The 23,583-nt window shown below is 66.2% G+C and carries 28 protein-coding genes; 8 read left to right on the top strand and 20 right to left on the bottom strand.

All coding sequences use genetic code 11. From position 1 onward, the window contains the following. Positions 1 to 7: 7 nt before the first annotated feature. Entirely contained in the window at positions 8 to 1,054 is a 1,047-nt protein-coding gene (locus tag FQU96_RS28945; RefSeq protein ID WP_178130759.1) for a TIGR03617 family F420-dependent LLM class oxidoreductase, read from the bottom strand. A gap of 161 nt (positions 1,055 to 1,215) precedes the next feature. Here FQU96_RS28945 and ychF point away from each other — a divergent pair, with 161 nt between their 5' ends. Beyond that, on the top strand, positions 1,216 to 2,313 hold the full coding sequence (gene ychF / locus FQU96_RS28940) for a redox-regulated ATPase YchF (protein ID WP_146544854.1): 1,098 nt from the start codon (positions 1,216 to 1,218) through the stop codon (positions 2,311 to 2,313). Here the strand turns inward: ychF and FQU96_RS28935 are convergent, their stop codons facing one another. From FQU96_RS28935 to FQU96_RS28905, 7 genes are all read right to left on the bottom strand, one after another. Beyond that, positions 2,314 to 3,822, bottom strand: coding sequence for a tripartite tricarboxylate transporter permease (locus FQU96_RS28935; protein ID WP_146544853.1), 1,509 nt, complete (start codon positions 3,820 to 3,822; stop codon positions 2,314 to 2,316). 12 nt (positions 3,823 to 3,834) lie between these two features. After that, positions 3,835 to 4,305, bottom strand: coding sequence for a tripartite tricarboxylate transporter TctB family protein (locus FQU96_RS28930; protein WP_146544852.1), 471 nt, complete (start codon positions 4,303 to 4,305; stop codon positions 3,835 to 3,837). A gap of 9 nt (positions 4,306 to 4,314) precedes the next feature. After that, a complete protein-coding gene (locus tag FQU96_RS28925) occupies positions 4,315 to 5,241 on the bottom strand; it encodes a tripartite tricarboxylate transporter substrate binding protein (protein ID WP_146544915.1) in 927 nt (308 codons plus the stop codon). Between the two features lie 115 nt (positions 5,242 to 5,356). Next, positions 5,357 to 6,304, bottom strand: coding sequence for a tripartite tricarboxylate transporter substrate binding protein (locus tag FQU96_RS28920; protein ID WP_255468613.1), 948 nt, complete (start codon positions 6,302 to 6,304; stop codon positions 5,357 to 5,359). A 179-nt stretch (positions 6,305 to 6,483) separates the two neighbouring features. Further along, positions 6,484 to 7,929, bottom strand: a complete 1,446-nt coding sequence (locus FQU96_RS28915; protein ID WP_146544850.1) for a catalase — start codon at positions 7,927 to 7,929, stop codon at positions 6,484 to 6,486. Between the two features lie 37 nt (positions 7,930 to 7,966). Then, on the bottom strand, positions 7,967 to 8,524 hold the full coding sequence (locus FQU96_RS28910; RefSeq protein ID WP_146544849.1) for a carboxymuconolactone decarboxylase family protein: 558 nt from the start codon (positions 8,522 to 8,524) through the stop codon (positions 7,967 to 7,969). Positions 8,525 to 8,597: 73 nt separating this feature from the next. After that, complete coding sequence (locus FQU96_RS28905; protein ID WP_146544848.1) at positions 8,598 to 9,140, bottom strand: peroxiredoxin; 543 nt, start codon at positions 9,138 to 9,140, stop codon at positions 8,598 to 8,600. Positions 9,141 to 9,263: 123 nt separating this feature from the next. Between FQU96_RS28905 and FQU96_RS28900 the strand changes: the two genes are divergently transcribed. Beyond that, positions 9,264 to 10,166, top strand: a complete 903-nt coding sequence (locus tag FQU96_RS28900; RefSeq protein ID WP_146544847.1) for a hydrogen peroxide-inducible genes activator — start codon at positions 9,264 to 9,266, stop codon at positions 10,164 to 10,166. Here FQU96_RS28900 and FQU96_RS28895 read toward each other — a convergent pair. Beyond that, positions 10,141 to 10,770, bottom strand: coding sequence for an FMN-binding negative transcriptional regulator (locus FQU96_RS28895; RefSeq protein ID WP_146544846.1), 630 nt, complete (start codon positions 10,768 to 10,770; stop codon positions 10,141 to 10,143). The genes FQU96_RS28900 and FQU96_RS28895 overlap by 26 nt on opposite strands. Before the next feature lie 102 nt (positions 10,771 to 10,872). Between FQU96_RS28895 and FQU96_RS28890 the strand changes: the two genes are divergently transcribed. Continuing rightward, the gene (locus tag FQU96_RS28890) at positions 10,873 to 11,544 is read left to right on the top strand and encodes a dienelactone hydrolase family protein (RefSeq protein ID WP_146544845.1); all 672 of its coding nucleotides are present in this window, start codon (positions 10,873 to 10,875) and stop codon (positions 11,542 to 11,544) included. A 161-nt stretch (positions 11,545 to 11,705) separates the two neighbouring features. On the opposite strand, the gene panE is transcribed toward FQU96_RS28890, so the two are convergent. Genes panE through FQU96_RS28875 form a run of 3 tightly spaced genes read right to left on the bottom strand, consistent with a single transcriptional unit; the run spans position 11,706 to position 14,035 of the window. Next, positions 11,706 to 12,650 (bottom strand): 2-dehydropantoate 2-reductase, encoded by a 945-nt coding sequence (gene panE, locus FQU96_RS28885; RefSeq protein ID WP_146544844.1) that lies wholly within the window; start codon positions 12,648 to 12,650, stop codon positions 11,706 to 11,708. 46 nt (positions 12,651 to 12,696) lie between these two features. Then, the gene (locus tag FQU96_RS28880) at positions 12,697 to 13,392 is read right to left on the bottom strand and encodes a pyrimidine 5'-nucleotidase (RefSeq protein ID WP_146544843.1); all 696 of its coding nucleotides are present in this window, start codon (positions 13,390 to 13,392) and stop codon (positions 12,697 to 12,699) included. A gap of 46 nt (positions 13,393 to 13,438) precedes the next feature. Further along, positions 13,439 to 14,035 carry a DUF4126 domain-containing protein gene (locus tag FQU96_RS28875; RefSeq protein WP_146544842.1) on the bottom strand — a complete coding sequence of 199 codons (597 nt, stop codon included), beginning with the start codon at positions 14,033 to 14,035 and terminating at the stop codon, positions 13,439 to 13,441. A gap of 113 nt (positions 14,036 to 14,148) precedes the next feature. Between FQU96_RS28875 and FQU96_RS28870 the strand changes: the two genes are divergently transcribed. Continuing rightward, positions 14,149 to 14,481 (top strand): EthD family reductase, encoded by a 333-nt coding sequence (locus tag FQU96_RS28870; RefSeq protein WP_146544841.1) that lies wholly within the window; start codon positions 14,149 to 14,151, stop codon positions 14,479 to 14,481. A gap of 125 nt (positions 14,482 to 14,606) precedes the next feature. Here FQU96_RS28870 and FQU96_RS28865 read toward each other — a convergent pair whose 3' ends face one another. The 6 genes from FQU96_RS28865 to FQU96_RS28840 form a co-directional block, all read right to left on the bottom strand. After that, a complete protein-coding gene (locus tag FQU96_RS28865) occupies positions 14,607 to 14,819 on the bottom strand; it encodes a formate dehydrogenase subunit delta (RefSeq protein ID WP_178130758.1) in 213 nt (70 codons plus the stop codon). After that, positions 14,809 to 15,633 (bottom strand): formate dehydrogenase accessory sulfurtransferase FdhD, encoded by an 825-nt coding sequence (gene fdhD / locus FQU96_RS28860; RefSeq protein WP_146544840.1) that lies wholly within the window; start codon positions 15,631 to 15,633, stop codon positions 14,809 to 14,811. Before fdhD ends, FQU96_RS28865 begins: the two co-directional genes overlap by 11 nt. A 165-nt stretch (positions 15,634 to 15,798) precedes the next feature. Beyond that, positions 15,799 to 18,645 (bottom strand): formate dehydrogenase subunit alpha, encoded by a 2,847-nt coding sequence (gene fdhF / locus FQU96_RS28855; protein ID WP_146544839.1) that lies wholly within the window; start codon positions 18,643 to 18,645, stop codon positions 15,799 to 15,801. Positions 18,646 to 18,908: 263 nt separating this feature from the next. Further along, the gene (locus tag FQU96_RS28850) at positions 18,909 to 19,337 is read right to left on the bottom strand and encodes a type II toxin-antitoxin system VapC family toxin (RefSeq protein ID WP_146544838.1); all 429 of its coding nucleotides are present in this window, start codon (positions 19,335 to 19,337) and stop codon (positions 18,909 to 18,911) included. Next, positions 19,334 to 19,597 carry a DUF6364 family protein gene (locus tag FQU96_RS28845; protein WP_146544837.1) on the bottom strand — a complete coding sequence of 88 codons (264 nt, stop codon included), beginning with the start codon at positions 19,595 to 19,597 and terminating at the stop codon, positions 19,334 to 19,336. The genes FQU96_RS28850 and FQU96_RS28845 overlap by 4 nt, the downstream gene beginning before the upstream one ends. 52 nt (positions 19,598 to 19,649) lie before the next feature. After that, a complete protein-coding gene (locus tag FQU96_RS28840; protein ID WP_146544836.1) occupies positions 19,650 to 20,201 on the bottom strand; it encodes a TetR/AcrR family transcriptional regulator in 552 nt (183 codons plus the stop codon). Between the two features lie 74 nt (positions 20,202 to 20,275). Here FQU96_RS28840 and FQU96_RS28835 point away from each other — a divergent pair, with 74 nt between their 5' ends. Both FQU96_RS28835 and FQU96_RS28830 read left to right on the top strand, forming a co-directional pair. Continuing rightward, positions 20,276 to 20,662 carry a hypothetical protein gene (locus FQU96_RS28835; RefSeq protein ID WP_146544835.1) on the top strand — a complete coding sequence of 129 codons (387 nt, stop codon included), beginning with the start codon at positions 20,276 to 20,278 and terminating at the stop codon, positions 20,660 to 20,662. 31 nt (positions 20,663 to 20,693) lie between these two features. Further along, positions 20,694 to 21,095: a nuclear transport factor 2 family protein gene (locus FQU96_RS28830; RefSeq protein ID WP_146544834.1), complete on the top strand. Its 402-nt coding sequence runs from the start codon at positions 20,694 to 20,696 to the stop codon at positions 21,093 to 21,095. A 20-nt stretch (positions 21,096 to 21,115) separates the two neighbouring features. Here the strand turns inward: FQU96_RS28830 and FQU96_RS28825 are convergent, their stop codons facing one another. Further along, positions 21,116 to 21,784, bottom strand: a complete 669-nt coding sequence (locus FQU96_RS28825) for an isoprenylcysteine carboxylmethyltransferase family protein (RefSeq protein ID WP_146544833.1) — start codon at positions 21,782 to 21,784, stop codon at positions 21,116 to 21,118. Positions 21,785 to 21,826: 42 nt separating this feature from the next. Here FQU96_RS28825 and FQU96_RS28820 point away from each other — a divergent pair, with 42 nt between their 5' ends. After that, positions 21,827 to 22,372, top strand: a complete 546-nt coding sequence (locus tag FQU96_RS28820; protein WP_255468607.1) for a GbsR/MarR family transcriptional regulator — start codon at positions 21,827 to 21,829, stop codon at positions 22,370 to 22,372. 90 nt (positions 22,373 to 22,462) lie between these two features. Next, positions 22,463 to 22,669, top strand: a complete 207-nt coding sequence (locus tag FQU96_RS28815) for a hypothetical protein (protein ID WP_146544832.1) — start codon at positions 22,463 to 22,465, stop codon at positions 22,667 to 22,669. Positions 22,670 to 22,766: 97 nt separating this feature from the next. Here FQU96_RS28815 and FQU96_RS28810 read toward each other — a convergent pair whose 3' ends face one another. Then, entirely contained in the window at positions 22,767 to 23,579 is an 813-nt protein-coding gene (locus FQU96_RS28810) for an HpcH/HpaI aldolase/citrate lyase family protein (RefSeq protein WP_146544831.1), read from the bottom strand. Positions 23,580 to 23,583 lie beyond the last annotated feature (4 nt).

The following is a 23,583-nucleotide window of genomic DNA, read 5'->3' as shown; positions in this document are numbered from 1 at the left end:
GGTGGCTTCACCACGGCGTCGCGTAGCCGGTGAACGGCGTCGACAGTCTCTGGATGTCCTGCAGCACATCCGACGGCAGGTCCGACGGCATCGTGGGGGTGGCGCTGGCGTAGATCGTGTCGACCAGGCCGCCGAAGCGCTTGGCCACCTCGCCGGCGATCTCGCGGTGCGTGCCGACGGCGGCGAACAGCTGGACCACGTCATCGGCAATGGACGCCGTCATCTCGGCCCACTGGCCCTGCTTTGACATCGCGTTGAGCTTGCGCCCGAGATCGCCCAGGCCGTGCAATTCCAGGACCGGCCAATAGGCCGGTGTCGAGCCATAGAACGCAATGCGCGCCCGCACGAATTCGACCGCCTTGGCGACCGCCGCCGAATCGGCGCCCGTGGCAACGAAGCCGCCGCCGCTGATCTCGAGCTGCGCGCGGTTGCGATCCTTCCGGGCAAGCCCCTCGTTCAGGCGCAGCAGCACCACTTCCTCGAGGTAGCGGCGCGTGCAGAAGGAATGCAACCGCACACCGTCGGCCACTTCGCCGGCCAGGCGCAAGGTGTGCTCGCCCACCGCCGCCAATGTGATCGGCACCATGCGCAGGTGGTGCGACGGCGGCACGAAGTTGGGCGTCATCAGGGTGAAGGTATAGTGCGTGCCGTGGTAGTCGAGCTTGGTGCCCTTCTCCCAGGCGGTCCAGATCGCGCGCAGGGCGCCGACATAGTCGCGCATGCGCGGCGCCGGTGCGGTCCACGGTACGCTGAAGCGCTTCTCGTTGTGGGGGCGGATCTGCGGCCCCAGACCCAGCACGAAGCGCCCACGCGAGGCGACCTGCAGATCCCAGCTGGCGTTGGCCACCACCATCGGACTGCGCGGGAAAGCGATCGCGACCGCAGTCCCCAATTCGATGCGATCGGTCGTCGTGGCCGCCACGGCATGGGCCAGGAACGGCTCGTTGCGGTTTTCGAAGGTGATCAGGCTGTCGAACCCGGCCGCTTCCGCCCGGCGGGCAGCTGCGGCGGTCTGGCGCAGATCGTCTTGCGGCACGGTGGTGGCGACACGCATGCGAAAATCCTTTGGTGATCCAGGGACATCCAGCTGTAGCGCATTGTGCGCGCAAAACGTGACCGTCGGTAAGGGGCAAACCATGTATCGGAACGGGTTGACCGCAACCGTCGCGTCCTATATCGGCCTCACCACCCTCCCGATCCGGATCTTTTCCAGCCATGGGTTTCAATTGCGGCATCGTCGGCCTGCCCAATGTCGGCAAGTCGACGCTTTTCAATGCGCTGACCGCCACGCAGGCGGCCCAGGCGGCGAACTATCCGTTCTGCACCATCGAACCCAACGTCGGTCGCGTGGCGGTGCCTGACCCGCGCCTGGATGTCCTGGCCAGGATCGCGGAGTCCGCGAAGCTCGTGCCCACGCAGCTGGAATTCGTCGACATCGCCGGCCTGGTCAAAGGCGCCAGCAGGGGCGAAGGCCTGGGCAACCAGTTTCTCGGCAATATCCGGGAAGTCGATGCGATCGCCCAAGTGCTGCGCTGCTTCGAGGACGGCGACGTCACCCACGTCGCGGGCAACGTCGATCCGGTGCGCGATGCGGAGATCATCGAGACCGAACTGATGCTGGCCGACCTCGACAGTCTCGAGAAGCGCCTGCCCAACCTGCAGAAGAAGGCCAAGGGCGGCGACAAGGAAGCCGCCGCCGAAGTGCCGATCATGGAGCGCATCGTGGCGGCGCTGCGCGACGGCAAGTCCGCGCGCACGGTCGAGCTTTCGGCCGAAGAACTGCCGATCGTTCGCCGCATGCAGCTGCTGACCGCCAAACCGCAGATGTTCGTGCTGAACGTCGACGAGGGCTCGGCCGCTAGCGGCAACGCCATCAGCGCCAAGGCCGCCGACTACGCCACGTCGGTCGGCGCACCCTATGTCATCATCTCGGCCGCCATCGAGGCCGAGGTGGCACAGCTTCCGGCCGCGGACCAGGGCGACTATCTCGAGTCGCTGGGCCTGCACGACACCGGCCTCAACCGCGTGATCGCGGCCGGCTACGGCCTGCTCGATCTGGTGACGTTCTTCACGGTCGGCCCCAAGGAGGCACACGCCTGGACCGTGAAACGCGGCAGCAAGGCGCCGCAGGCCGCCGGCGCCATCCACACCGATTTCGAGAAGGGCTTCATCCGGGCCGAGACCATCGGCTACGACGAGTTCGTCGCCTGCAACGGCGAGCAGGGTGCCAAGGACGCCGGCAAGATGCGGCTGGAAGGCAAGGACTACGTCACCCAGGACGGCGACATCTTCCACTTCCGCTTCAACGTGTAGTCAGTTCGCCTCCTCCAGCGGGATCGCGTCCCGCTTGCGCCGCAGCACCGGCACGAGCGGCGCAATCAGCACGGCAGCGGCGATGACCAGGCAGACCACCGAGATCGGCCGGGTCACGAAGATCTCGAACGATCCCTGCGACAGGATCAGCGATTTGCGCAGGTTGTTCTCCAGCATCGGACCCAGCACGAAGGCCAGCACCAGCGGGGCGGCCTCGTAGCCGAACTTGCGCATCAGGTAGCCCACGATGCCGAACAGCACCATCACGCCGACATCGAACACGGCGTTGCTCGAGGCGTAGACGCCCACGATGCAGAACATGACGATCAGCGGGAACAGCACGTTGTAGGGCGCCTTCAGCAGCTGCACCCAGACGCCGATCAGCGGCATGTTGAGCACCAGCAGCATCACGTTGCCGATATACATGCTGGCGACGATGCCCCAGAAGACGTTGGGATTCTGCGTCATCATCAGCGGGCCGGGCTGCAGCCCGTGCACCACGAAGGCGCCCAGCAGCAACGCCATCACCACGTTGGGCGGAATGCCCAAGGTCATCAGCGGGATGAACGCACCACCGGCGGCGGCGTTGTTGGCGGCCTCGGGGCCGGCGACGCCTTCGATGGCACCCTTGCCGAAGCGTTCGGGCGTCTTGGACAGCTTCTTCTCGATGGCGTAGCTGGCGAACGATCCGATCACGGCGCCGCCGCCCGGCAGGATACCGAGGAAGAAGCCGAGCACGGTGCCGCGATAGATCGCCTTCTGGCTGGCCAGCCAGTCGGACCACGACGGCCAGATGCCTTTGATCCGCTGTTCGACCAGGTCGCGGCGCATCGCGTGCTCGAGGTTCGTCAGGATCTCGGCGATGCCGAACAGGCCCATCACGATGGGCACCAGACCGATGCCGTCGACCAGCTCCAGCCGGTCGAAGGTCAGGCGCGGCATGGCGTTGATCGAGTCCAGCCCGATCAGGCCGATGATGACCCCGACGCAGGCCATCATCAGCGACTTCAGCATCGAGCCCTGGGTCAGGAACGTCAGCACCGTCAGACCCAGCACCATAAGGCTGAAATACTCCGGCGGCCCGAACTTGACGGCGACGCGCGCCAGGGTGGGTGCCACCAGCATCAGCGCCACCAGGGCGAACGTGCCGGCGACGAACGACCCCAGCGCCGCGATGCCCAGCGCCGGGCCGGCGCGGCCTTGCCTGGCCATCTGATGACCATCGATCGCGGTGACGATCGAGGCCGCCTCGCCCGGGATGTTGACCAGGATCGAGGTCGTGGAGCCGCCGTACATCGAGCCGTAGTAGATCCCCGCCATCATGATGATGCCGGACTCCGGCGTGCCGGACAGCGTGACCGGCAGCAGCAGCGACATGGCGGAGACCGGCCCGATGCCGGGCAGCACGCCGACCAGCGTGCCGATGAAGACACCGATGAAGCAGTAGAGCAGGTTGACGGGTTGCAGCGCGACGAAGAAGCCGTGGCCCAGGCCGGCAAGGATATCCATCCGTGGCGCTCCTCAGACCAGGCCCAGCTGATCCCAGAGCGTTCCCGCCGGGAGCTGGATCTTCAGCCATTTTTCCATCACGGCCCAGATGCCGAACGAGCCGATCAGCGCCACCGGGATGGCGATCTTCCAGTCGACCGGATCGATGGCGCGCATCAGCAGGATCAGCAGCGGCAGCGTGCAGACCAGGAACCCCAGGCGCTCGAACAGCACGGCATAGAGGGCCAAGGCGACAATCACGATCATGATCTTGCGCCAGCGGGTGCCGGCCCACAGGGAGGCCAGCGTCGGGCCACCCGCCAGCACGGCCTTGCCCACGATGACGGCGGCGAACGCACTGAGCAGCAGGCCGAGCCAGAAGATCATGAAGCCGGTGCCGGGTTCGCTGAGCGTGCCGAGTTCCAGATCGTATCCTGACCACACGACGAAGAGCCCGCCGGCCAGCCAGACCAGGCCGCCCCAGAGCTCGGCACTGCGGATCATGCGATCACCTCAGGTCTTCTTCGCCAGGCCCAGCTGCTCCAGCGCGGCTTTTTCATCGGCGTAGAGCTGGCGCGCCGCCTTGTCGTATGCCGCGGGATCCATGTACGTGACCGGCATATCGAACTTGTCGTGCGTCTCGATCACGCCCTTGTCCTGGGCCGCGATTTTGAAAGCCTCGTCGATTTTCTTGACGATGGCCGGATCCATGCCCTTCGGACCGCCGACGCCGTAAGGTGATTCGAACGCCAGGTCGAAGCCCACCTCTTTCAGGGTCGGCACATCGGGCCAGCTCTTGGCGCGTTTGGCGGTCCACACGCAAAGTAGGCGCAGCTGGCCGGAATCGACCAGGCCCTTCCAGCCGGTCGAATCGGCTTGCAGCATGGTGTGGCCGCCCAGCACCGCGGCATTGGTCTCGGCGCCGCCCTTGAAGGGCACCTGCGTGAACTTCACGCCGGCCTTGGCCGCGATCTGCTCCATGCCCAGGTGCAACGACGTGCCGGCGCCCGGCGTGGCATATGTCACCTTGCCGGGGTTCGCCTTGGCGAAATCGATGACGTCCTTGAAGGTCTTGAACGGGCTGTCGGCCTTGGTGGTGACGCCGAAGGTATAGCCGCTGAGGTGCGAGATGTAGGTGAAGTCCTTCAGCGGATCCCACACCACCTTCTGCATCACGGGCAGGCGGAAGACACTGATCGGCAACTGCGCGATCGTATAGCCATCCGGTCTGGCCGTCGTTGCCAGCGTTGCCGCGCCCAACGTACCGCTCGCGCCGGCCTTGTTGTCGATCACCAGCGGCTGGCCCAGCACCTTCGAGGCCGCCTCGCCATAGGCGCGCAGCGTGATGTCGCTGGAGCCGCCGGCCGGCCATGGCACGATGAAGTTGATCGGCTTGCTGGGGAAGGCCTGCGCGCGAGCACCAGGCAGATAGAGCGGCATGCCCAAACCGGCCGCCGCCACGCTGGCAGTGGCCTTGATGACGTGTCTACGACGCATTGATCGACTCTCCTCACGATCCCCTTTGGTCACCCCGGCGGTACGCTCTTGCGGCGTATCAGCCCGACTTCTTGGCAAGGCCGAGCTTGTCGACGATCTCCTTCTGCTCGGCAAACTGCTGATGCACGAACTTGATGTAGTCCTCGGTGTTCATGTAGCGCTTGGGATAGTCGTACTTGGCCATCAGCTCCTGGACCTTGGGGTCATCGAGCGCAGCCTTGAATGCATCATGCAGCTTCTTGACGACGCCCGCGTCCATCCCTTTGGGGCCCGCCAATCCGAACGGCGAATCGAGCACCATGTTGAAGCCCAGTTCGCGCAACGTCGGAGCGTCGGGCCAGCGCGGGCTGCGCTTCTCCGTCCAGATGCACAACAGGCGGAACTTGCCGGCATCCACCATGGGCGCCCATCCCGTGGCATCGGCGTCCGCCATCACGTGGCCGCCTTCCAGCGCCGCCCATCCCTCGGGACCGCCCTTGAACGGCACATGGGTGAACTTCACGCCGGCCTGCAGCGCGATCTGCTCCATGCCAATGTGCAGCGAGGAGCCGGCACCCGGCGTCGCATAGGTGAACTTGCCGGGATTGGCCTTGGCGAACGCGATGACGTGCTTGAATTCCTTGAACTCCGAATCCGCCCGCACCACGACACCGAAGGTGTAGCCCGACGTGTGGAGGATGTAGCTGAAGTCCTTCAGCGGATCGTACGGCGCCTTCTGCATGTGCGGCAGGCGGAACAAGGTCACCGGCATCTGCGCGATGGTATAGCCGTCCGGCCGCGCGCTGGCCGCCATGGCCGCCGGCCCGCTGGTGCCCGAGCCGCCGGTCTTGTTGTCGACGATGACCGGCTGCCCCAGCAGCTTGCCGGCCGCCTCGGCCATGGCGCGATGCCACAGGTCGACGCCGCTGCCGGCCGGCCACGGCATGATCAAGGTGATCGGCTTGCTGGGAAAGTCCTTGGCTTGTGCCAGTGCCGGTACCGGCAAAAGCGTTGTCGCGGCGCCCATACCAAGCTGCACAAACTGCCTGCGCTGCATCCGTTGCCTCCACGTCACCCGAACGGTCTTGTTGAACTTGCCGTTAATCGCAACAAGTGGACAACCACGTTTGCACAGGTCAGTCAACCAACACGAAGCGGCCGCTGTCATCGCTGACAGCGGCCGGCTCTTGCAACACGTCAATCAGGCTACTTGCGGCGCAGAGCGGCGATCACGCCCTCGGCGTAGGCCGGGGCGGCACGGCGGAAGTGCTCGATCTGGCGATCCTGGATGTCGGCCGGCACCGAGCCGATCGACCGCGCGATGTTGTCGAACAGCCGTTGCCGCTGGGCGGCATCGAACAGACGGAACAAGGCACCGGGCTGGCTGTAGTAGTCGTCGTCGACCCGATGATCGTAGCGCGCCGCGGCGCCGTCGAGGGCCAGCGGCGGTTCGGCTGCCGCGGCGGTCTGTGCGAACGAGCCGAAACGGTTGGGCTCGTAATTCTCGGTGGCGCCGAGATTGCCGTCGACGCGGCCGGCGCCGTCGCGATGGAAGCTGTGGAACGGGCAGCGCGGCGCGTTGACAGGAATCTGGTGATGGTTGATCCCGAGCCGATAGCGGTGCGTGTCGCCATACGAAAACAGGCGACCTTGCAGCATCTTGTCCGGCGAGAAGCCGATGCCGGGCACGATGTTGGCCGGCGTGAAGGCGGCCTGTTCGACCTCGGCGAAGTAGTTCTGCGGGTTGCGGTTGAGTTCCATGACGCCGACGTCGATCAGCGGATAATCGGCATGCGGCCACACCTTGGTGAGGTCGAACGGATTATAGCGATAGGTGGCCGCGTCCTTCTCCGGCATGACCTGAACGCACATCCGCCACCGCGGGAAGTCGCCACGCTCAATGCTGTCGAACAGGTCGCGCTGGGCACTCTCACGATCGCCGCCGACAACGCCTGTCGCCTCGGTGTCCGTGTAGTGCGCGTGACCTTGCATGGTCTTGAAGTGGAACTTCACCCAGAAGCGTTCGTTGGCGGCGTTGATGAAGCTGAAGGTATGGCTGCCGAAGCCGTCGATCTGGCGATAGTTGCGCGGCAGACCGCGGTCGCTCATCAGGATGGTGACCTGATGCAGGCTCTCGGGATGGCGTGACCAGAAGTCCCAGGCTGCCGTGGGATTACGCAGGTTGGTGCGCGGATCGCGCTTCTGGGTGTGAATGAAGTCCGGGAACTTCAGCGGATCGCGCACGAAGAACACCGGCGTGTTGTTGCCGACCAGATCCCAGTTGCCGTCGTCGGTATAGAACTTGATGGCAAACCCACGCACGTCGCGTTCGGCATCGGCCGCGCCGCGCTCGCCCGCCACCGTCGAGAAGCGCAGGAACAGGTCGGTCTTCTTGCCCACGCTTTCAAAGATCCGCGCCTTGCTGTAGCGCGTTATGTCATGGGTGATCGTGAGCGTGCCGTAGGCGCCCGACCCCTTGGCGTGCACCACGCGCTCGGGAATGCGCTCGCGATCGAAGTGCGCCAGCTTCTCGATCAGCCAGAAATCCTCCAGCAGCAGCGGGCCGCGCGGACCCGCCGAGAGGGAGTTCTGGTTGTCGGCCACCGGCGCCCCGGCGGCGGTGGTCAGCTTGGTCTGGCTCGGCGACGACATGGCTGGCTCCTCTGTTGGCTTGCTACTGTCGATGTGTTTACGCCGCGGCTGACAGCGTCGAGGTGTCGGCGGTCAAGGCCTGCTCGCCCTCCAGCGTCGCGGCCACCGCATGCACGGTCGCGGCAATGCGGACTGCAGCCTGGATCTGCTCGGCGCCCAGGCCCGCCTTGCGCAGTTCATGCTCGTGCGCTTCCAGGCACATGCCGCAGCCGTTCACCGCCGAGACTGCCAGCGACCACAATTCGAAGTCGGCCTTGTCGACACCGGGCTTGGCCATGGCATTCATGCGCAGCTTGGCGGGCAACGTCTTGTAGTCGCCGCCGACAAGATGCACGAAGCGGTAGTAGACGTTGTTCATCGCCATGATCGCGGCAGCGGTCTTGGCCGCATTCAACGCCTCGGCCGACAGTTGCGGCGCGAACTCGGCGACGATGGCGCGCAGCGTCGCGTCGTGCCGGCTTGCCAAGGCAGCGGCCACGAAGGTGCCGGCGCGCTGCTGAACCGACAGCGACGATTCGGCCGCCAGGCTCGACAGGTTCAGCTTCAGGTCGCGCGCGTAGTCCGGCAGCGCGGTCTTCAGAGCTTCTAGGGACATGGGAGCACTCCGAGAAATCGAGCAAGAGGTGGACGCCGGCCCGCGAAGGAGATCGGAGCCGGCGTCCGGGGCATCAGGCGGCGGGCTTCAGCACCGCGTCGCCCTTCTGCCAGTTGCACGGGCAGAGTTCGTCGGTCTGCAATGCGTCGAGCACACGCAACACCTCCGCCGGGTTACGCCCGACGCTGAGGTCGTTGACCGACACGAAGCGGATCACGCCCTCGGGATCGACCACGAACGTCGCACGCAGCGCCACACCTTCCTGCTTGTCCAGGATGCCGAACGCCGATGACAGTTCGCGCTTGATGTCGGCCAGCATCGGGAACGGCAGTGCCTTCAGGTCGGCATGGTTCTGCCGCCATGCCAGGTGCACGAACTCGCTGTCGGTGCTGACGCCGTAGAGGACCGCGTCACGGTCGGCGAAGTCGCTGTTGAGCTTGCCGAAGGCCGCGATCTCGGTCGGACAGACGAACGTGAAGTCCTTCGGCCAGAAGAAGATCACGCGCCATTTGCCGCTGTTGCTGCGGTCGGTGACGTCGGTGAAAGCCGTCTTCGGATCGGTCGAAACGACGGCCTTGAGGTCGAAAGCGGGAAGCTTGTCGCCAACAGTCAGCATGATTCAGTCTCCTTCGATGTGAGGTGTGTCCACCGGCGGTGTCCACCGGGGACACTTGATAATTAATCGCAATCCAATATATCATCCAATGAATTGAATTGGATGACATGATCGGAATTTTCGATGAAAGGACTGCCCAGCCTGCGCCAGCTGCGCTACCTCGTCGCGGTGGCCGACACCGGCCATTTCGGCCGCGCGGCGGAACGCTGTGCCGTCACCCAGTCGACGTTGAGCGCCGGGCTAAAGGAGCTCGAAATGTCGCTGGGAATGCCCCTGATCGAGCGTGACCGGCGGTCGGCCACGCCGACGCCGATCGGCGGCGAGATCGTGGTGCGCGCCCGCCGCCTGCTGGCCGAAGCCGAGGACCTGGTCGATCTGGCGCGCGGCGCGGCGGCACCGCTGAGCGGGCCGCTGCAGATCGGCGTCATCCCCACCATCGCGCCTTATCTGCTGCCCGACCTCGTGCCGGCCCTGCGCGCGCGCTACCCGGCGCTGCAGCCGTTTCTGGTCGAGGACCAGACAGCGCGGCTGGTCGAACGGCTGTCGGCCGGCGCGCTCGACGTGGCGGTGCTGGCCCTGCCCTACGACCTGCCGCGGCTCACGACGCTGGCGCTGTTCGATGATCCGTTCCTGGTCGCAGCCCCCGCGGGCCATGCGCTGCTACAGCAGGCGACCATCGCCCCATCGGCACTGAAAGGCGAAACGCTGCTGCTGCTGGCTGACGGCCACTGCCTGCGCGAGCATGCGCTGTCGGCGTGCGGGCTGGGCCGTAACACAACCGGCCGCGCTGTCGAAGCCACCAGCCTGTCGACCTTGATCCACATGGTCGACTCCGGCCTGGGCGTCACCTTGCTGCCGGCAATGGCGGCGCGTGCCGGCGCGCTGCGCGGCACCCGCATCGAGACCCGGCCGCTCGCCGGCCCCGACGCCAGCCGCACCGTCGGTCTCGCCTGGCGCGCCAGTTCCGCCCAGGAAGAAAGCTACCGCCTGCTGGGTGACGTCATCCGGGCGTCCAATCGCGCATGAGCGCGGCGATCGCGACATTGTCCTCGCCGCCCTGCGCGTCGAGCGCGGTGGCGGCGGACTGTCGATCGGTGGCCTGACGGTTCTGGCCGACTTTTGATTTTGCCTGCAGCCGATCGATCGGCATGTCGAAGGCGACGATGCCTTTCATCTGCGCCAGCGCATTGCCCGCCGGCAGCCGCGCCGTGCTCCAGGGCTGCGGCAACGAGGCTTCGAAATATGCCGACAGTCGCTCGACCACCGTCAGCGCCACGGCATTGTCGGTGATGAGGTGCGGCGTGCCGTAAGCGTGCACGGTGGTGTAGTTCCACGTCGGCACGAGATTGGGACTGGCGTACCAGTTGGGCGAGATATAGGCGTGCGGTCCGTGGAAGACGGCCAACGTCGGCACACCGCGCCCGAACAAGGTCCAGTGCGGGTTGGGCCGCGCCACGTGGCCGATCAGTTTGCCGTGCGGCGAGCCGTCGTCCTCGAACAGCAGCGGCAGGTGGGTGACGAACGGCGCACCGTCCTCGCCTGTGGTCACCAGGGTCGCGAACGACCGCGCGCGCATCAGGTTCCGCGCCGCCTCGATATCCTTCAAGTCGAAATGCGAAGGTATGTACATGGCGCCCTTTTGCGAGCCAGCCCTGCCCGGCTCAAATGGATTCGCGCGTTGCGGGACAAGATTCTTGTCCTATTGTCGGCGTCCCTTTTCGAGGAGGAACGTATGGCTGAGACCATTCGCCTGAAGGCCAAGGACGGTGTCGAGATCGGCGGCTACCTCGCCACGCCATCAGGCACGCCCAAGGGCCATGTGATCGTGGTGATGGAGATCTTCGGCGTCAACCACCACATCAAGGCCGTCACCGACCGCCTCGCCGCCGACGGTTATGTCGCACTGGCACCGCAGTTCTTCGATCGCATCAAACCCGGCATCGAACTGGGCTACACCGCCGAGACCATCGCCGAAGGCCGCAACCACGTGATGGGCCTGGGCGTCGACCGACCGCTCAGCGACGTGCAGTCCGCCATCGACGCGCTCAAGGCACGCGGCGCCAAGAAGGTCGGCATCACCGGCTTCTGCTGGGGCGGCACCATCACCTGGCTCAGCGCCTGCCGGCTGCCAGTCGACGTCGCGGTCGGCTACTACGGCGGCGGCATCCATGGCGCCAAGGCCGAGAATCCGAAATGCCCGACCATGCTGCATTTCGGTGACAAGGACGCGCACATCCCGATGACGCACGTCAACGAACTGCGCGAACTGCACAAGGACGTGACGATCTACGACTACCCGGCCGACCACGGCTTCCATTGCGACGAGCGCGGCAGCTACGACGCCAGCGCCGCCAAGATCGCCTATGGCCGTACGCTGGAGTTCTTCAGCAAGCACCTGCCGTGAATTTCCTCCCCACGCAGTGGGAAGGTGCCCCGCAGGGGCGGAGGGGATCCGACGTGATCTCGGTCATGAAGATCTCGTCGGGTCCCCTTCTGGCTCAGGCACTTCGCCGCAAAGCGTCGAAGTGCCGAAATGGCCACCTTCTCCAGCTTCGCTAGGGGAAGCTAAGCATCGCTCATGTTTTCACGGGCGCGGCGGCGCTCGTAGGCCTGCAGATGGGCGTAGGCGAAGCGCAGATTGGGGGCAGCGATGCCAGCGGTACGGGCGCCTGCCAGCAGGCCGCCGATGATATGATCGGCTTCGACCTGGCCGCCGCGTTCCAGATCGTAGAGCATCGATGCGGCGAACATCGAGCCGCGTGCCAGCAGGATACTCTCGACCGTCTTGATGCCGCCGGCGGACGGCTCATAACCGGCCGCAGCCGCGATCCGGCGGCACTCCTCGATGGTCTCGCGCACGATCGCTTCACCGTCGTTGGCGGCCAGGATGTCGCCGACCGGTCCACGCATCACGCATGTCATCGATGCCAGGGTGCCCAGCATCACCCACTTGTCCCACATGTCCTGCACGATGTCGGTGTGCAGGCCGCCGTCGATACCGGCGCGCGTCAGCGCCTCGGCGAAGGCAGCCACCACCGGGCGCGGTGCGCGGCCCTTGTCGCGTTCGCCCAGGCTGACCGCCGCGAACGGGCTGGTGTGCACCACCGTGCCGTCGGGCGCCAGCGTCGCGCCGATGCGCGCCACGCCGCCCACGACATGGTCGCGGCCGAAACGCGCATCGAGCGCATCGAGATGTTGCATGCCGTTGAGCACCGGCACGACCACGGTATCGCCACCGACCGCCGGTGCAATGGCGTCCATCGCCGAGTCGAGGTCGTAGGCCTTGCACGACAGCAGCACGAGATCGTAAGGCCCGCCCTGCGCGCCATCGCCCACCGCCTTCACGGTCAGCGCCGCATCGCCCTTGGGACTTTTGATGCGTAGGCCGTCGGCCCGCAGTTTCTCGGCCCGCGCCGCACGCACCAGGAAGGTGACATCGGTGCCGGCCTGGTGCAGGCGTCCGCCGAAATAGCCGCCCAGCGCCCCGGCGCCGAGAATCAGGACCTTCATGAACCGCCTCCGACTTGGGTCGCTGTCACTTGCCCTGAATCCCGCGCTACGCTCGGGATGACGGCGTTACCGGACCGTCCAGCCACTCGTGTAACCACTCGAGCAGATCGTCGGTCTGGTGGTGGATGTGGTCCAGCGTCTGGCCCTCCACCCGCCGCATGCTCTCGGGCGTGCGAATCCATACCGTGCGCATGCCGAGTTCATGCGCGGGCTTGAGGTTCACCGTCATGTCGTCGAGCATGACGGCCCGAGTCGGCTCCAGCCCGTAGCGCCCGACCACGTCGCGATACACCGACATCTCCGGCTTGGGCACATAGTTCGCCGCCACGATGTCGTAAATATCCTCGAAATGATGCGTCACGCCCAGCCGCTCCAGCACGCTTGTCGCGTGCCGCACCGTGCCGTTGGTGAAGACGATCTTGCGGCCCGGCAGGCGGCCCAGCACCGTGTCCAGCCGCGGACTCACCTCGACCGGCGAATAGTCGATATCGTGCACATAATCGAGGAACGCGGTCGGTTCGACCTTGTGTTCCATCATCAGGCCGCGCAGCGAGGTGCCGTACTTGCGCCAATAGCCCTTCTGGATGAGCTTGGCTTCGTCGTAGTGCACCTCGAGCAGGCGCGAGATGTAGTCACCCATGCGCCGGTCGGTCTGCGCGAAAAGATCGCAGCGCGAATGGTAGAGCGTGTTGTCGAGATCGAACAGCCAGACCGCGGGCTGTCGCTGGGGCTCGGTTGTCATGGTGGCCCCTGTAGCGCCGAAGGCCCCGGTTGTCGAGCGTATCGGCTCACGTCGCCGCCCGCCGGCCGGTGAAGCGGCGGAACAGGCCCACCAGCAGGCGGATCATCTTGGGCAGCAGCCAGGCCATGATGACGAGGCCGATGGCCAGCACCACGAAGAACACCAGCGCATATTTGATCGCCACCCACACGATACCGACGGCCAGCACGTCATCGAGGAACGACAGCCCGATGTTGCTGAATGGTTCGGGCGAGGCGTTGGCCATCACCCGCACGCCGGTCTTGGTGGTGTGCGCACCCGCCGCCAGGGTGCCGCCGACCAGGCCGGCGATGACCATGACCGCGGGGTCGAGGTTGCCGGCGGCGCCGGCCGCCAGCACGGCGCCCGCCGGTATGCGCAGGAAGGTATGGATGAAGTCGTTGACCGAATCGATTGCCGGGACCTTGTCGGCGAAGAAGTTGATGGCATAGAGCACACCGGCGGCGCCCAGCACCCAGGGCGACTGCAGCACCTGCAGGTCGGCCGGCAGCTGCACGGCGCCCGACAGGCCGGCGATCCCCAGCACCAGCACAGCGGCATAGGGATTGAGGCCGCTCGCCCAGCCCGTACCCAGGCTCAGGGCCAGCGTCGAGAGCGTGTCCATGCCGGCCCTCCGGTCGCGCGACGGCTGCTAATGTAGGGAGCCCGCCATGGCGATACCATGGCGATCTCTGTCCTTCCCCCGGAGGGGGAAAAGGCAACGGGAGTGAGGACGCTGTGATCAAGAGCATTTCGCTGCTGACCCGCAAGGACGGCTGGACGCACGAGGCGTTCGTGAAGCACTGGGTCGAGATCCACGCGCCGCTGGCGCACGCCGTGCCCGGCCTGCGCCGCTACGTGCAGTCGCACATCCAGGGTGAGCGGGTGCGGCCCGACATCCCGGCCACCGATGTCGCCGTCGATGGCATCGCGGAGCTCTGGTACGACGACATGGAGGCCATGCAGCACGCACTGGCGTCGCCCGAGGCCAAGCGCCTGCACGCCGATGGCGCGCTGTTCATCGGCCGCATCAAGACGTTCATCGTCGAGGAGAAGGTGATTGTCGGTTGATCCCTCCCCACGCAGTGGGGAGATGCCCCGAAGGGGCGGAGGGGAGCCGACGTGGTTTATGTAACCGAGACCACGAGATCTCCCCCTCCGGCCTTCGGCCACCTCCCCCACTGCGTGGGGGAGGGTCATGGCTTCAAGCTCTCCACCGCGCGCAACACCATTGGATCGAGGCCGGTGTCGCCGCCTGACGCGACATGGGCCTGGATGGCAGCGCGCATGCGCGGATCCCAGAACTTCGCGAGATGATCGGCGATCGCGGGCACCGCCTTGGCCTCGCCCTGATGGGCGAAGAACTTGCCGATCTGGTTGGCCATGTACACGAGCTTGTCAGGCGACACTGGCGGTGGCCTCCGTCGTGATGCGCGCGGGGTGGGTGAAGACCTCGAAGCCGTCGGCGCGCGCCACCGCCACCAAGGTGATGCCGGCCGCTTCGGCGACACGGGCTGCCAGCGCCGTCGGCGCCGACACCGCCACGATGACGGGCGCACCCATGGCGGCCGCCTTCTGCACCATCTCGACCGACACGCGGCTGGTCAGCAGCACGAGGCCCTGCGTGGCCGGTATCGCAACACGCGCCAGCGCACCGGCGAGCTTGTCGAGCGCATTGTGGCGGCCGACATCCTCGCGCACCGCCACCAGGCCGTCGCGCGCGGTCCAGAAACCCGCGGCGTGCACGGCGCCGGTCTGCCGGTTGAGCACCTGTGCCGCCGGCAGCGCCGCGACCGCTGCCATGATCCCGGTTTCGCTCACGCGCAGATCGCTCATCACGCTGCGCGGCGTACGTACGGCTTCATCCAGGCTCTCGATGCCGCACAGGCCGCAACCGGTGGGACCGGCGAGGTAGCGCCGCCGATCGAGGAAGGCATCGGCCTGCCGGTCGGCCAGGGTCATGCGCAGCTCGATGCCGTTGTCGAGCGTGATGACCTCGAGCTCGCTGATCTCGCCGGGGCTGGTGATGACGCCTTCGTTGAGGCTGAAACCGATGGCGAAGTCCTCGAGATCCGACGGCGTCGCCATCATCACGGCGTGCGCCGTGCGATTGTAGGTAAAGGCAATCGCCGTTTCCTCGGGAATGACGCGCTCGCCCGCCGACGCACGACCGCCACGCCACTGGGCGCGCGCAACAGGACGCACGGCAGATGGGAGAGTCATGGTTCTTCACCTCTCCCGCAAGCGGGAGAGGTCGGCGGGCGTGCCGCGCCCGACGGGTGAGGGGCTGCACACACGGCACCTGGTCCTTGGGCCCTCACCTTCCCCTTGCGCTGCGCGCAACGGGCCCCTTCCTCTCCCGCGCGGCGGGAGGGGAAATGAAGGCTGCTACTCCGCGGCATCGACGGGCAGAGCAATGCGGGTGTTCTGTTCCGACATCTCGCGGTACTCGATCTGCCATTGCGAGGGGCCGTTGGAGGGGCTCACCTGCACCGCGGTCACCTTGTACTCGGGACAGTCCGTGGCCCAGTCGGAGTACTGCGTGGTGACCACGTTGGTCTGCGACAGCGGATGATGGAAGGTCGTATAGACCACGCCAGGCGCCACGCGGTCGGTGACCTTGGCCTTGAGAGTGGTCTCGCCGACGCGGCTAGCCAGCCGCACCCAGTCGCCGTCGCGCACGCCGCGCTGTTCGGCATCGTGCGGGTGGATCTCCAGCACATCCTCGTCATGCCAGATCACATTGGCGGTGCGCCGCGTCTGAGCGCCGACATTGTACTGGCTGAGGATGCGGCCCGAGGTCAGCAGCAGCGGGAAGCGGGGGCCGGTGCGTTCGTCGGTCGGCACGTACTCGGTGACGATGAACCTGCCGCGCCCGCGCACGAAGCCATTCATGTGCATCACGGGCGTGCCTTCAGGCGCCGTCTCGTTGCACGGCCACTGGACCGAGCCCAGTGCGTCGAGCTTGTCGTAGGACACACCGGTGAACGTCGGTGTCGTGCGTGCGATCTCGTCCATGATCTGCGACGGATGATCGTACCGCATGTCGATGCCCATCGCCTGCGCGATGGCGATCGTGATTTCCCAGTCGGCAAGGCCGTTGCGCGGCGGCATCACCTTGCGGACCCGGTTGATCCGGCGCTCGGCGTTGGTGAACGTCCCGTCCTTCTCCAGGAAGCTGGAACCCGGCAGGAAGACATGCGCGAAGGTCGCGGTCTCATTGAGGAACAGGTCCTGCACGACCACGCATTCCATCGCCTTGAGGCCGTCGACCACATGCCGCGTGTCGGGGTCGGACTGCACGATGTCCTCGCCCTGGATATAGACGCCCTTGAAGGTACCGTCGACGGCGGCGTCCAGCATGTTGGGAATGCGCAGGCCGGGCTCGTGGTCCAGCGAGACGCCCCACAGCTGCTCGAACATCTGCCGCACCGCATCGTCCGAGACGTGGCGGTAGCCGGAGAACTCGTGCGGGAACGAGCCCATGTCGCACGAACCCTGGACGTTGTTCTGGCCGCGCAGCGGGTTCACGCCGACGCCGGGGCGACCGATATTGCCGGTCGCCATCGCGAGGTTGGCGATCGCCATCACCGCCGTGGTGCCCTGGCTGTGCTCGGTGACGCCCAGGCCATAGTAGATGGCCGCGTTGCCGCCGGTGGCGTAGAGCCGTGCCGCCTGCCGGATCAGATCAGCCGGCACGCCCGAGACCGCCTCGATGGCCTCCGGGCTATTGCGCGGCTCGGCCACGAAGGCAGCCCACGCCGAGAAGTCCTCCGGCTCGCAGCGCTCGCGCACGAAGGCCTCGTTGATCAAGCCTTCGGTGACGATCACATGGGCGAGCGCCGTCAGCACCGCGACGTTGGTGCCGGGCCGCAGCGGCAGGTGATAGGCCGCCTCGACATGCGGCATGCGCACCAGGTCGATGCGGCGCGGGTCGATCACGATCAGCCTGGCGCCCTCGCGCAGGCGCTTCTTCATGCGCGAGGCGAAGACGGGATGGCCGTCGGTCGGATTGGCGCCGATCACGACGATGACGTCGCTGTGCGCCACCGAGTCGAAATCCTGCGTGCCGGCCGAGGTGCCGAATGTGGTCTTCAGGCCATAGCCGGTCGGCGAGTGGCAGACGCGGGCGCAGGTGTCGACGTTGTTGTTGCCGAAGCCGGCGCGCACCAGCTTCTGCACCAGGAACGTCTCCTCATTGGTGCAGCGCGAGGACGTGATCCCGCCGATGGCGCCGCGGCCATACTGCGCCTGGATGCGGCGGAACTCCGACGCCACGCGGCCGATCGCCTCCTCCCACGACACCTCGCGCCAGGGATCGGAGATCTTCTCGCGGATCATCGGCTTGAGGATGCGATCGCGGTGCGTGGTGTAGCCCCAGGCGAAGCGGCCCTTCACACACGAGTGGCCGCGATTGGCCTGGCCGTCCTTGTAGGGCACCATGCGCACCACCTCGGTGCCGCGCATCTCGGCCTTGAAGCTGCAGCCGACGCCGCAATATGCGCAGGTGGTGACCACCGAATGCTCGGGCTGCCCGATATCGATGACCGACTTCTCCATCAGGGTGGCGGTCGGGCAGGCCTGCACGCAGGCACCGCACGACACGCATTCGGAGTCGAGGAACGGCTGGTCCATGCCGGCCGAGACCTTGGACTCGAAGCCGCGGCCGTCGATGGTCAGCGCGAACGTGCCCTGTACCTCCTCGCAGGCGCGCACGCAGCGCGAGCACACGATGCATTTCGACGGATCGAAGGTGAAATACGGGTTCGACTCGTCCTTCACCGCGTCGAGATGGTTCTCGCCATCGTAACCGTAGCGCACCTCGCGCAGGCCGACGGCGCCAGCCATGTCCTGCAGTTCGCAATCGCCGTTGGCGGCGCAGGTCAGGCAGTCCAGCGGGTGATCGGAGATGTAGAGTTCCATCACGCCGCGGCGCAGTTTTTTCAGCCGCTCGGTCTGGGTCGAGACCACCATGCCGGCCGCCACCGGCGTGGTGCACGATGCCGGCGTGCCGGGCCGGCCCTGGATCTCGACCAGGCACAACCGGCATGAGCCGAAGGCGTCGAGCGAATCGGTGGCGCAGAGCTTGGGCACCTTGATGCCGGCGTCCATGGCGGCCCGCATCACCGACGTGCCCTCGGGCACCGTGACCGCGAAGCCATCGATGCTGAGCGTGACGCTCGTTTCGGCCCGCGACGGCGGCGTGCCGTAGTCGGTTTCGTGGATCAGGGACATGGCCTCATCTTATCCCCCTCCCCGCTCGAACGTACAGGTAGGCCGCGTCTGACCGGCGGCCTAGTACCCGAAAGTACAATATTTGGGTCAGGGGTAGTCACGGGGACGGCAGCAGACCCTTCTTCCCATGATTTCAAAAACTTAGCGCTTCAAGCGCGGCGCTGGGCGCGATGGACGCTACGCACCTGCTCTTCAGGCGCATTGGTGCAGCAGCCGCCAGAGCCGCAAGCGCCAGTCAAGGACCTTGCCTTTCGGGCCAACGCTTACAGTACTGGCTCCTGCCAATTCAGTCCCGGGAAGCGGGCATAATCGCGATCGTATGTGATCCAAGTGCACGCGTGCTCGATCGCCAGGGCAGCAAACCATGCATCGGTGATACGCGGTCCGCGCGTTCCCGTTTGCACGCACAGGCGCTCGAAGAGTGCCCAGTGCTGCTCACCCGGCTCGACCGTCTCGCAATGAGGCTGGTTCAGAATGCTGTTACAGTATGCGAAGACTTCAGCGATCGTGCTCGGATGCTTGAAAATCCGGGGGTTGGTCGCAATCCGCGCTACCGCACTCAACACCAATGGCGATATGCCAAAATGGGCGTCGCCGGTGATGATCTTGTCGAGCCACGGCTTGCATACGGCATGATGCACAGAGTCGCTGCGAAATGCGTAAATCAAGACATTAACGTCAGCCAGGATCACTTGAGCCGCCTGGCGTTATCGAGGTCCTCCATTTCCTGCAGTGCAGCGGTATCGTTCAAATCGATCCCTGGCATCAGGCCGCCGGTCGCGGTGCTGACGGGTGGCAGGATCCTGTCGCTTTTACCGGGCGCCCGTTCGTTCAGAACACGCCGCAGCCCCTCCTCGATCAGGGCGGTCAGCGAGCGGCCTTCAACGGCAGCCTTACGCTTGGCGCGCCGGATGAGATCATCGGGAAGTCGGACGGTCGTTCGTTCAGTCATATGTCATGACATACATCATGTGCATCAATATGTCAAATCCTTCATCCACCTGTTACGTCTCGAACAGACGGGCGAGATCGGCCAAGGCTTCCGCAGGCATGGCCGCGGTATTCCGATCCATCACGGCGGCCTGGCCAAGATAGGCCCAGTACAAGAAAGCGGCACGGTGGTTCGCCTGCGCGCGGCCGACGCCGGCGTCAACCAGCAGGCGGGCGAGATGGGCGATCCGGCGCTTGTCGACCGACGCCACGGCCGCAGCCACGGCGGCGTCGTGGGCGGCCCAGGCCCGCACGGCCAGGTCCAGGCGTCGACGCCCCTTGAAGGCCCGCCGCATCAGCCGGAGCAGACGGCCGGGCTCGCCTTCGTGCGCGTCGAGGTCCTGGATGATCTGGTCGGTGGTGGTCTGCCGCCAACTCTGGAGCAGCTGGCCACGGAAGTCGGCGATGTCCTGGAAATGCCAGTAGAAGCTGCCGCGCGACACGTCCAGCGCCGCTGCCATCGGTCCCACCTTCAGGGCGCCCGGCCCATCGATGGCGAGCGTGCGCAACCCGTGCCGGATCCAGTCGGCCCGGGTCAGCCGATCATGCGTCGCATCGTCGCTCATCCGCCTACCATACACATGTGTATTGACGGGCCAAGCCCGCTCAGCCTACGGTTTCCATACAGAGGTGTATGGTCATGGATTGGCACAACGCGGCTCTCGCCGTGGCCGGGATCATCGGCAGCACCGTCGCGATCATTCACGGCGTCCTCACCCAGCGGCTGATGGTGCAGCCGCTGCAGGCGCGCACGGCGCCGCCGCTGGCCGCGCCGATCCGGAAACTCGTGGGACTGCTGCTGCAGTTCAGCACGTTCAACTGGTTCGTGGGCGGCCTTGCCCTGATCATCGCCGCCTGGACGTTCGGGCGCGAGGCGCAACTCGCCACGGGCGTGCTGGTGGGCAGTTCCTACCTGTTCGGCGCGCTGGGCAATCTGTGGGCGACGCGCGGCCGCCATCCCGGCTGGGCGCTCTATGGCGCGGCGCTGATCCTGATCGCCTACGGCCTCGCACGGCCCGGCGGCTGAAGCGCAACACGATGATCCAGGAGTAACCGCCATGCCGATGACCGCGCTCGAACGCTGGCACGACTACCTGAAGTCGCATGATTCGGCGGCGCTGTGGGACCTGCTGCACCCCGATGTCGTCTTCGAAAGTCCCGTGGTGCACACGCCGCAGCGCGGTCGCGAGATCGCGTTCAAGTACCTGGTGGGTGCCAGCCAGGTCCTGGGTGGCACCCAGTTCCGCTATCTCGACGAATGGCGCAACGCGCGCGGCGCCGTGCTGGAGTTCGAGAGCGAGATCGACGGCATCAGGATCAACGGCATCGACATCATCACCGTCAGCGACAATGGAAGCCTGATCACGCATTTCAAGGTGATGGTCCGTCCCTTGAAAGCGATCAACCTGCTGCATCGCCTGATGGGCGAGCAGTTGGCGCGATCCCTCCCGCCGTCCTGAGTGGCGCAAGGACGACGGCGCTACCAGACGAGTGGGATGAAGCGGTAGCGCACGCGGGCGGCGTAGGCGTCATAACCCTGCAGTTCGGCGCGCAGGGTGCGCTCCTCGTGTACGGTCCGCCACGCAAGCGCGAGGATGAAGACGGCGGACAACGCCAGCCCCAGCCACGATCCCAGCAGCAGCGGCATGCCGATGAACAGCAGGAGCGTGCTGGCGTACATCGGATGGCGCACGATGCGGTAGGGACCGGTGTCGATCGCCGTCTGGCCTGCCTGGATCTTCACGACGGGCGCGGCGAAGGCGTTCTCGCGAAACGTCCACCAGGTGCCGAGCCCGTTGGCCACGATCGCAAAGCCGCCCAGCACCTGCAGCCACGGCGGCACCGCCGCGAAACCACCGCGCGCGGCGTCCCACGGCATGAACGCCGTCCAGGCACAGAAGGCGACGACGAACAGCCCCAGCCAGACGCGGTCCCACGGTTTCTGCGCCCGCTGCAGCGGCGAGGCCATCCGCTCGCGCAGCAGGCTCGGGCTGTGCCGGGCCAGCCACAGCACCATCGCCAGGCCGCCGACGGCAAACAGCGCGATCAGCGCCCAACCGCCGGCGTAGGCCCAGGTACCCGCCGGCCACAAGATCAGGACCGCCATGAGAAGCGTCCACACCAGAAGCTGCAACAGATAGACAGCCATGGAAGCACTCCTTGTCGCCTGGTTCGGGGAACTTGTGCGCCCATGGCCGAAGGATCCTTCGCCACGGGCGGGACGACAGTCTCAGGTAGACATGGTTTTCATGTATGGCATATTCGGAATATGCCGAATTTGTCAAACAAGACTCTGACTGGAACGAAGGGGCGATTTGTCGAGGACGTGGCACGATTGCTGGTGCCGTGGGGTGTGCCGCAGACGGCGGCCCGCCTGTACGGCTACCTGCTGCTGAGCGCCGAGCCGGTCAGCCTCGAGCGCATCGAACGGGATCTCCAGATCAGCAAAAGCAGCGCCAGTGTTGCAGCCCGACTGCTGGAGCAATACATGCTGGTCGACCGCCACCGCGAACGCGGCAGCAAGCGGGCGCTCTATGCCGTATCCGACAACTACGAAGGGATGCTGGATGCGCAGAACCGGTTGCTCGACGCGCTCGCCCAGCGACTGAAGCAAGGCGCTGCGACCGCCGCGAGCGGGCCTGCACGCGATCGACTGGCGGGTATGGCCGCGTTCTACCTGGCCATTCGCGACGCGCTGGACCTGGCACTCAAACGCTGGCGCCCGCGCCGGACGTAAGGCGCGCGGACACACCAAAAGCAAGCCCCAGCGGCTGGGCTTGAACGGCAGAAGGCAGTACAATCACGCGACAGAGGTAATTGGAATACCATGACCTACGACGAAGCCGCCGTCCTTGATGCGATGCGCAGTTTTCCACGTGGCAGGCGCGTTCCGCGCCAGGATGTGCTGAACAAAGTGCACCTGCCGCTCGATCGTCTGAACAAGGCGCTGGTGGGGCTGGAGGCCGACGGCCACATCCGGCTGGACGGCGACCTGGTCAGACTTGAATCGGGCGGCACAACGTTCAACACGTGACGCTGCGCCCGCCGGCAGCGGCAGGGCGTTCAATCTCTGCTCACGACGGCGCCTGCATGTGGAACCCTCCCTGGGCGACAGCGGGCTCCGCCAGCGCTCAGGGTATCATGCCGCGCACGGCCTGCGCCTGCTGCGTGGCCGCCGAGAGCAGGAAGGCGAGGTCGCTGCCGGTCGAGATGTAGCGCACGCCCTTGGACACCAGGCGCTGCAGCAGTGCCTGTTTACCGGCGACGCCGCCGGCGCCCACGGTCTTGCCGTGCGCGCGTGCCGCCGCCAGCACCTGGTCGAACGCGCCCTCGACCGCCGCATCGCGCCCCGCATCCGGCCATCCCATCGCGCCCGCGAGGTCATGGGCGCCGACGAACAGCATGTCGATGCCGTCGACGGCGGCGATCGGGCCGGCGTGTGCCAGGGCCTGCGGCGTCTCGACCATCACGGCCACGAAGACCGCGGCATTGAGCGCCGCGCAGGCCTCCTGCGTCGGGAAGCTGCGGTGGTGCAGCAGCGGCAGGCCGGTGGCGATCGACCGCTCGCCCTGCGGCGGATAGCGACAGCAGCTGACCGCGCGTTGCGCGTCGGCGGCGGACTGGATCTGCGGCGCGATGATGCCCATGGCGCCAACATCGAGCACGCGGCCGATCAGGGCGGCGTCGAGCGCCGGCACCCGCACCAGCGGCGCCACGCCGGCCTCGCGCGCCACGGTGCAGACCAGCGCCGTGGTCTCCAGCGACAGCGCGCTGTGCTCGAGATCGATATAGAGCGTATCGAAGCCGGCGCTGGCGGCGATCCGCCCGATCTCCGGACCGCGCGCCATGCGCACCGTCATCGATGCGACAAGCTCGCCGCGCGACAGCTTCTCCTTCAGCGGGTTGCGCACGATATCGGCGAGCGACGGGAGTGCGGGTGGCATGGCG

The organism is Reyranella sp. CPCC 100927, assembly GCF_007859315.1.
Classification (GTDB): Bacteria; Pseudomonadota; Alphaproteobacteria; order Reyranellales; family Reyranellaceae; genus Vineibacter.
Note: the sequence above shows the minus strand (reverse complement) of the source record. Positions and strands in the feature narration are given on the sequence as shown.

What these genes read in the sequence shown, in the direction of transcription:
- FQU96_RS28945 (WP_178130759.1), bottom strand. Translation starts at nt 1,054, where the DNA reads ATGCGTGTCGCCACCACCGTGCCGCAAGACGATCTGCGCCAGACCGCC.
- ychF (WP_146544854.1), top strand. Translation starts at nt 1,216, where the DNA reads ATGGGTTTCAATTGCGGCATCGTCGGCCTGCCCAATGTCGGCAAGTCG.
- FQU96_RS28935 (WP_146544853.1), bottom strand. Translation starts at nt 3,822, where the DNA reads ATGGATATCCTTGCCGGCCTGGGCCACGGCTTCTTCGTCGCGCTGCAA.
- FQU96_RS28930 (WP_146544852.1), bottom strand. Translation starts at nt 4,305, where the DNA reads ATGATCCGCAGTGCCGAGCTCTGGGGCGGCCTGGTCTGGCTGGCCGGC.
- FQU96_RS28925 (WP_146544915.1), bottom strand. Translation starts at nt 5,241, where the DNA reads ATGCCGCTCTATCTGCCTGGTGCTCGCGCGCAGGCCTTCCCCAGCAAG.
- FQU96_RS28920 (WP_255468613.1), bottom strand. Translation starts at nt 6,304, where the DNA reads ATGGGCGCCGCGACAACGCTTTTGCCGGTACCGGCACTGGCACAAGCC.
- FQU96_RS28915 (WP_146544850.1), bottom strand. Translation starts at nt 7,929, where the DNA reads ATGTCGTCGCCGAGCCAGACCAAGCTGACCACCGCCGCCGGGGCGCCG.
- FQU96_RS28910 (WP_146544849.1), bottom strand. Translation starts at nt 8,524, where the DNA reads ATGTCCCTAGAAGCTCTGAAGACCGCGCTGCCGGACTACGCGCGCGAC.
- FQU96_RS28905 (WP_146544848.1), bottom strand. Translation starts at nt 9,140, where the DNA reads ATGCTGACTGTTGGCGACAAGCTTCCCGCTTTCGACCTCAAGGCCGTC.
- FQU96_RS28900 (WP_146544847.1), top strand. Translation starts at nt 9,264, where the DNA reads ATGAAAGGACTGCCCAGCCTGCGCCAGCTGCGCTACCTCGTCGCGGTG.
- FQU96_RS28895 (WP_146544846.1), bottom strand. Translation starts at nt 10,770, where the DNA reads ATGTACATACCTTCGCATTTCGACTTGAAGGATATCGAGGCGGCGCGG.
- FQU96_RS28890 (WP_146544845.1), top strand. Translation starts at nt 10,873, where the DNA reads ATGGCTGAGACCATTCGCCTGAAGGCCAAGGACGGTGTCGAGATCGGC.
- panE (WP_146544844.1), bottom strand. Translation starts at nt 12,650, where the DNA reads ATGAAGGTCCTGATTCTCGGCGCCGGGGCGCTGGGCGGCTATTTCGGC.
- FQU96_RS28880 (WP_146544843.1), bottom strand. Translation starts at nt 13,392, where the DNA reads ATGACAACCGAGCCCCAGCGACAGCCCGCGGTCTGGCTGTTCGATCTC.
- FQU96_RS28875 (WP_146544842.1), bottom strand. Translation starts at nt 14,035, where the DNA reads ATGGACACGCTCTCGACGCTGGCCCTGAGCCTGGGTACGGGCTGGGCG.
- fdhD (WP_146544840.1), bottom strand. Translation starts at nt 15,633, where the DNA reads ATGACTCTCCCATCTGCCGTGCGTCCTGTTGCGCGCGCCCAGTGGCGT.
- fdhF (WP_146544839.1), bottom strand. Translation starts at nt 18,645, where the DNA reads ATGTCCCTGATCCACGAAACCGACTACGGCACGCCGCCGTCGCGGGCC.
- FQU96_RS28845 (WP_146544837.1), bottom strand. Translation starts at nt 19,597, where the DNA reads ATGACTGAACGAACGACCGTCCGACTTCCCGATGATCTCATCCGGCGC.
- FQU96_RS28840 (WP_146544836.1), bottom strand. Translation starts at nt 20,201, where the DNA reads ATGAGCGACGATGCGACGCATGATCGGCTGACCCGGGCCGACTGGATC.
- FQU96_RS28835 (WP_146544835.1), top strand. Translation starts at nt 20,276, where the DNA reads ATGGATTGGCACAACGCGGCTCTCGCCGTGGCCGGGATCATCGGCAGC.
- FQU96_RS28830 (WP_146544834.1), top strand. Translation starts at nt 20,694, where the DNA reads ATGCCGATGACCGCGCTCGAACGCTGGCACGACTACCTGAAGTCGCAT.
- FQU96_RS28825 (WP_146544833.1), bottom strand. Translation starts at nt 21,784, where the DNA reads ATGGCTGTCTATCTGTTGCAGCTTCTGGTGTGGACGCTTCTCATGGCG.
- FQU96_RS28820 (WP_255468607.1), top strand. Translation starts at nt 21,827, where the DNA reads ATGGCCGAAGGATCCTTCGCCACGGGCGGGACGACAGTCTCAGGTAGA.
- FQU96_RS28815 (WP_146544832.1), top strand. Translation starts at nt 22,463, where the DNA reads ATGACCTACGACGAAGCCGCCGTCCTTGATGCGATGCGCAGTTTTCCA.
- FQU96_RS28810 (WP_146544831.1), bottom strand. Translation starts at nt 23,579, where the DNA reads ATGCCACCCGCACTCCCGTCGCTCGCCGATATCGTGCGCAACCCGCTG.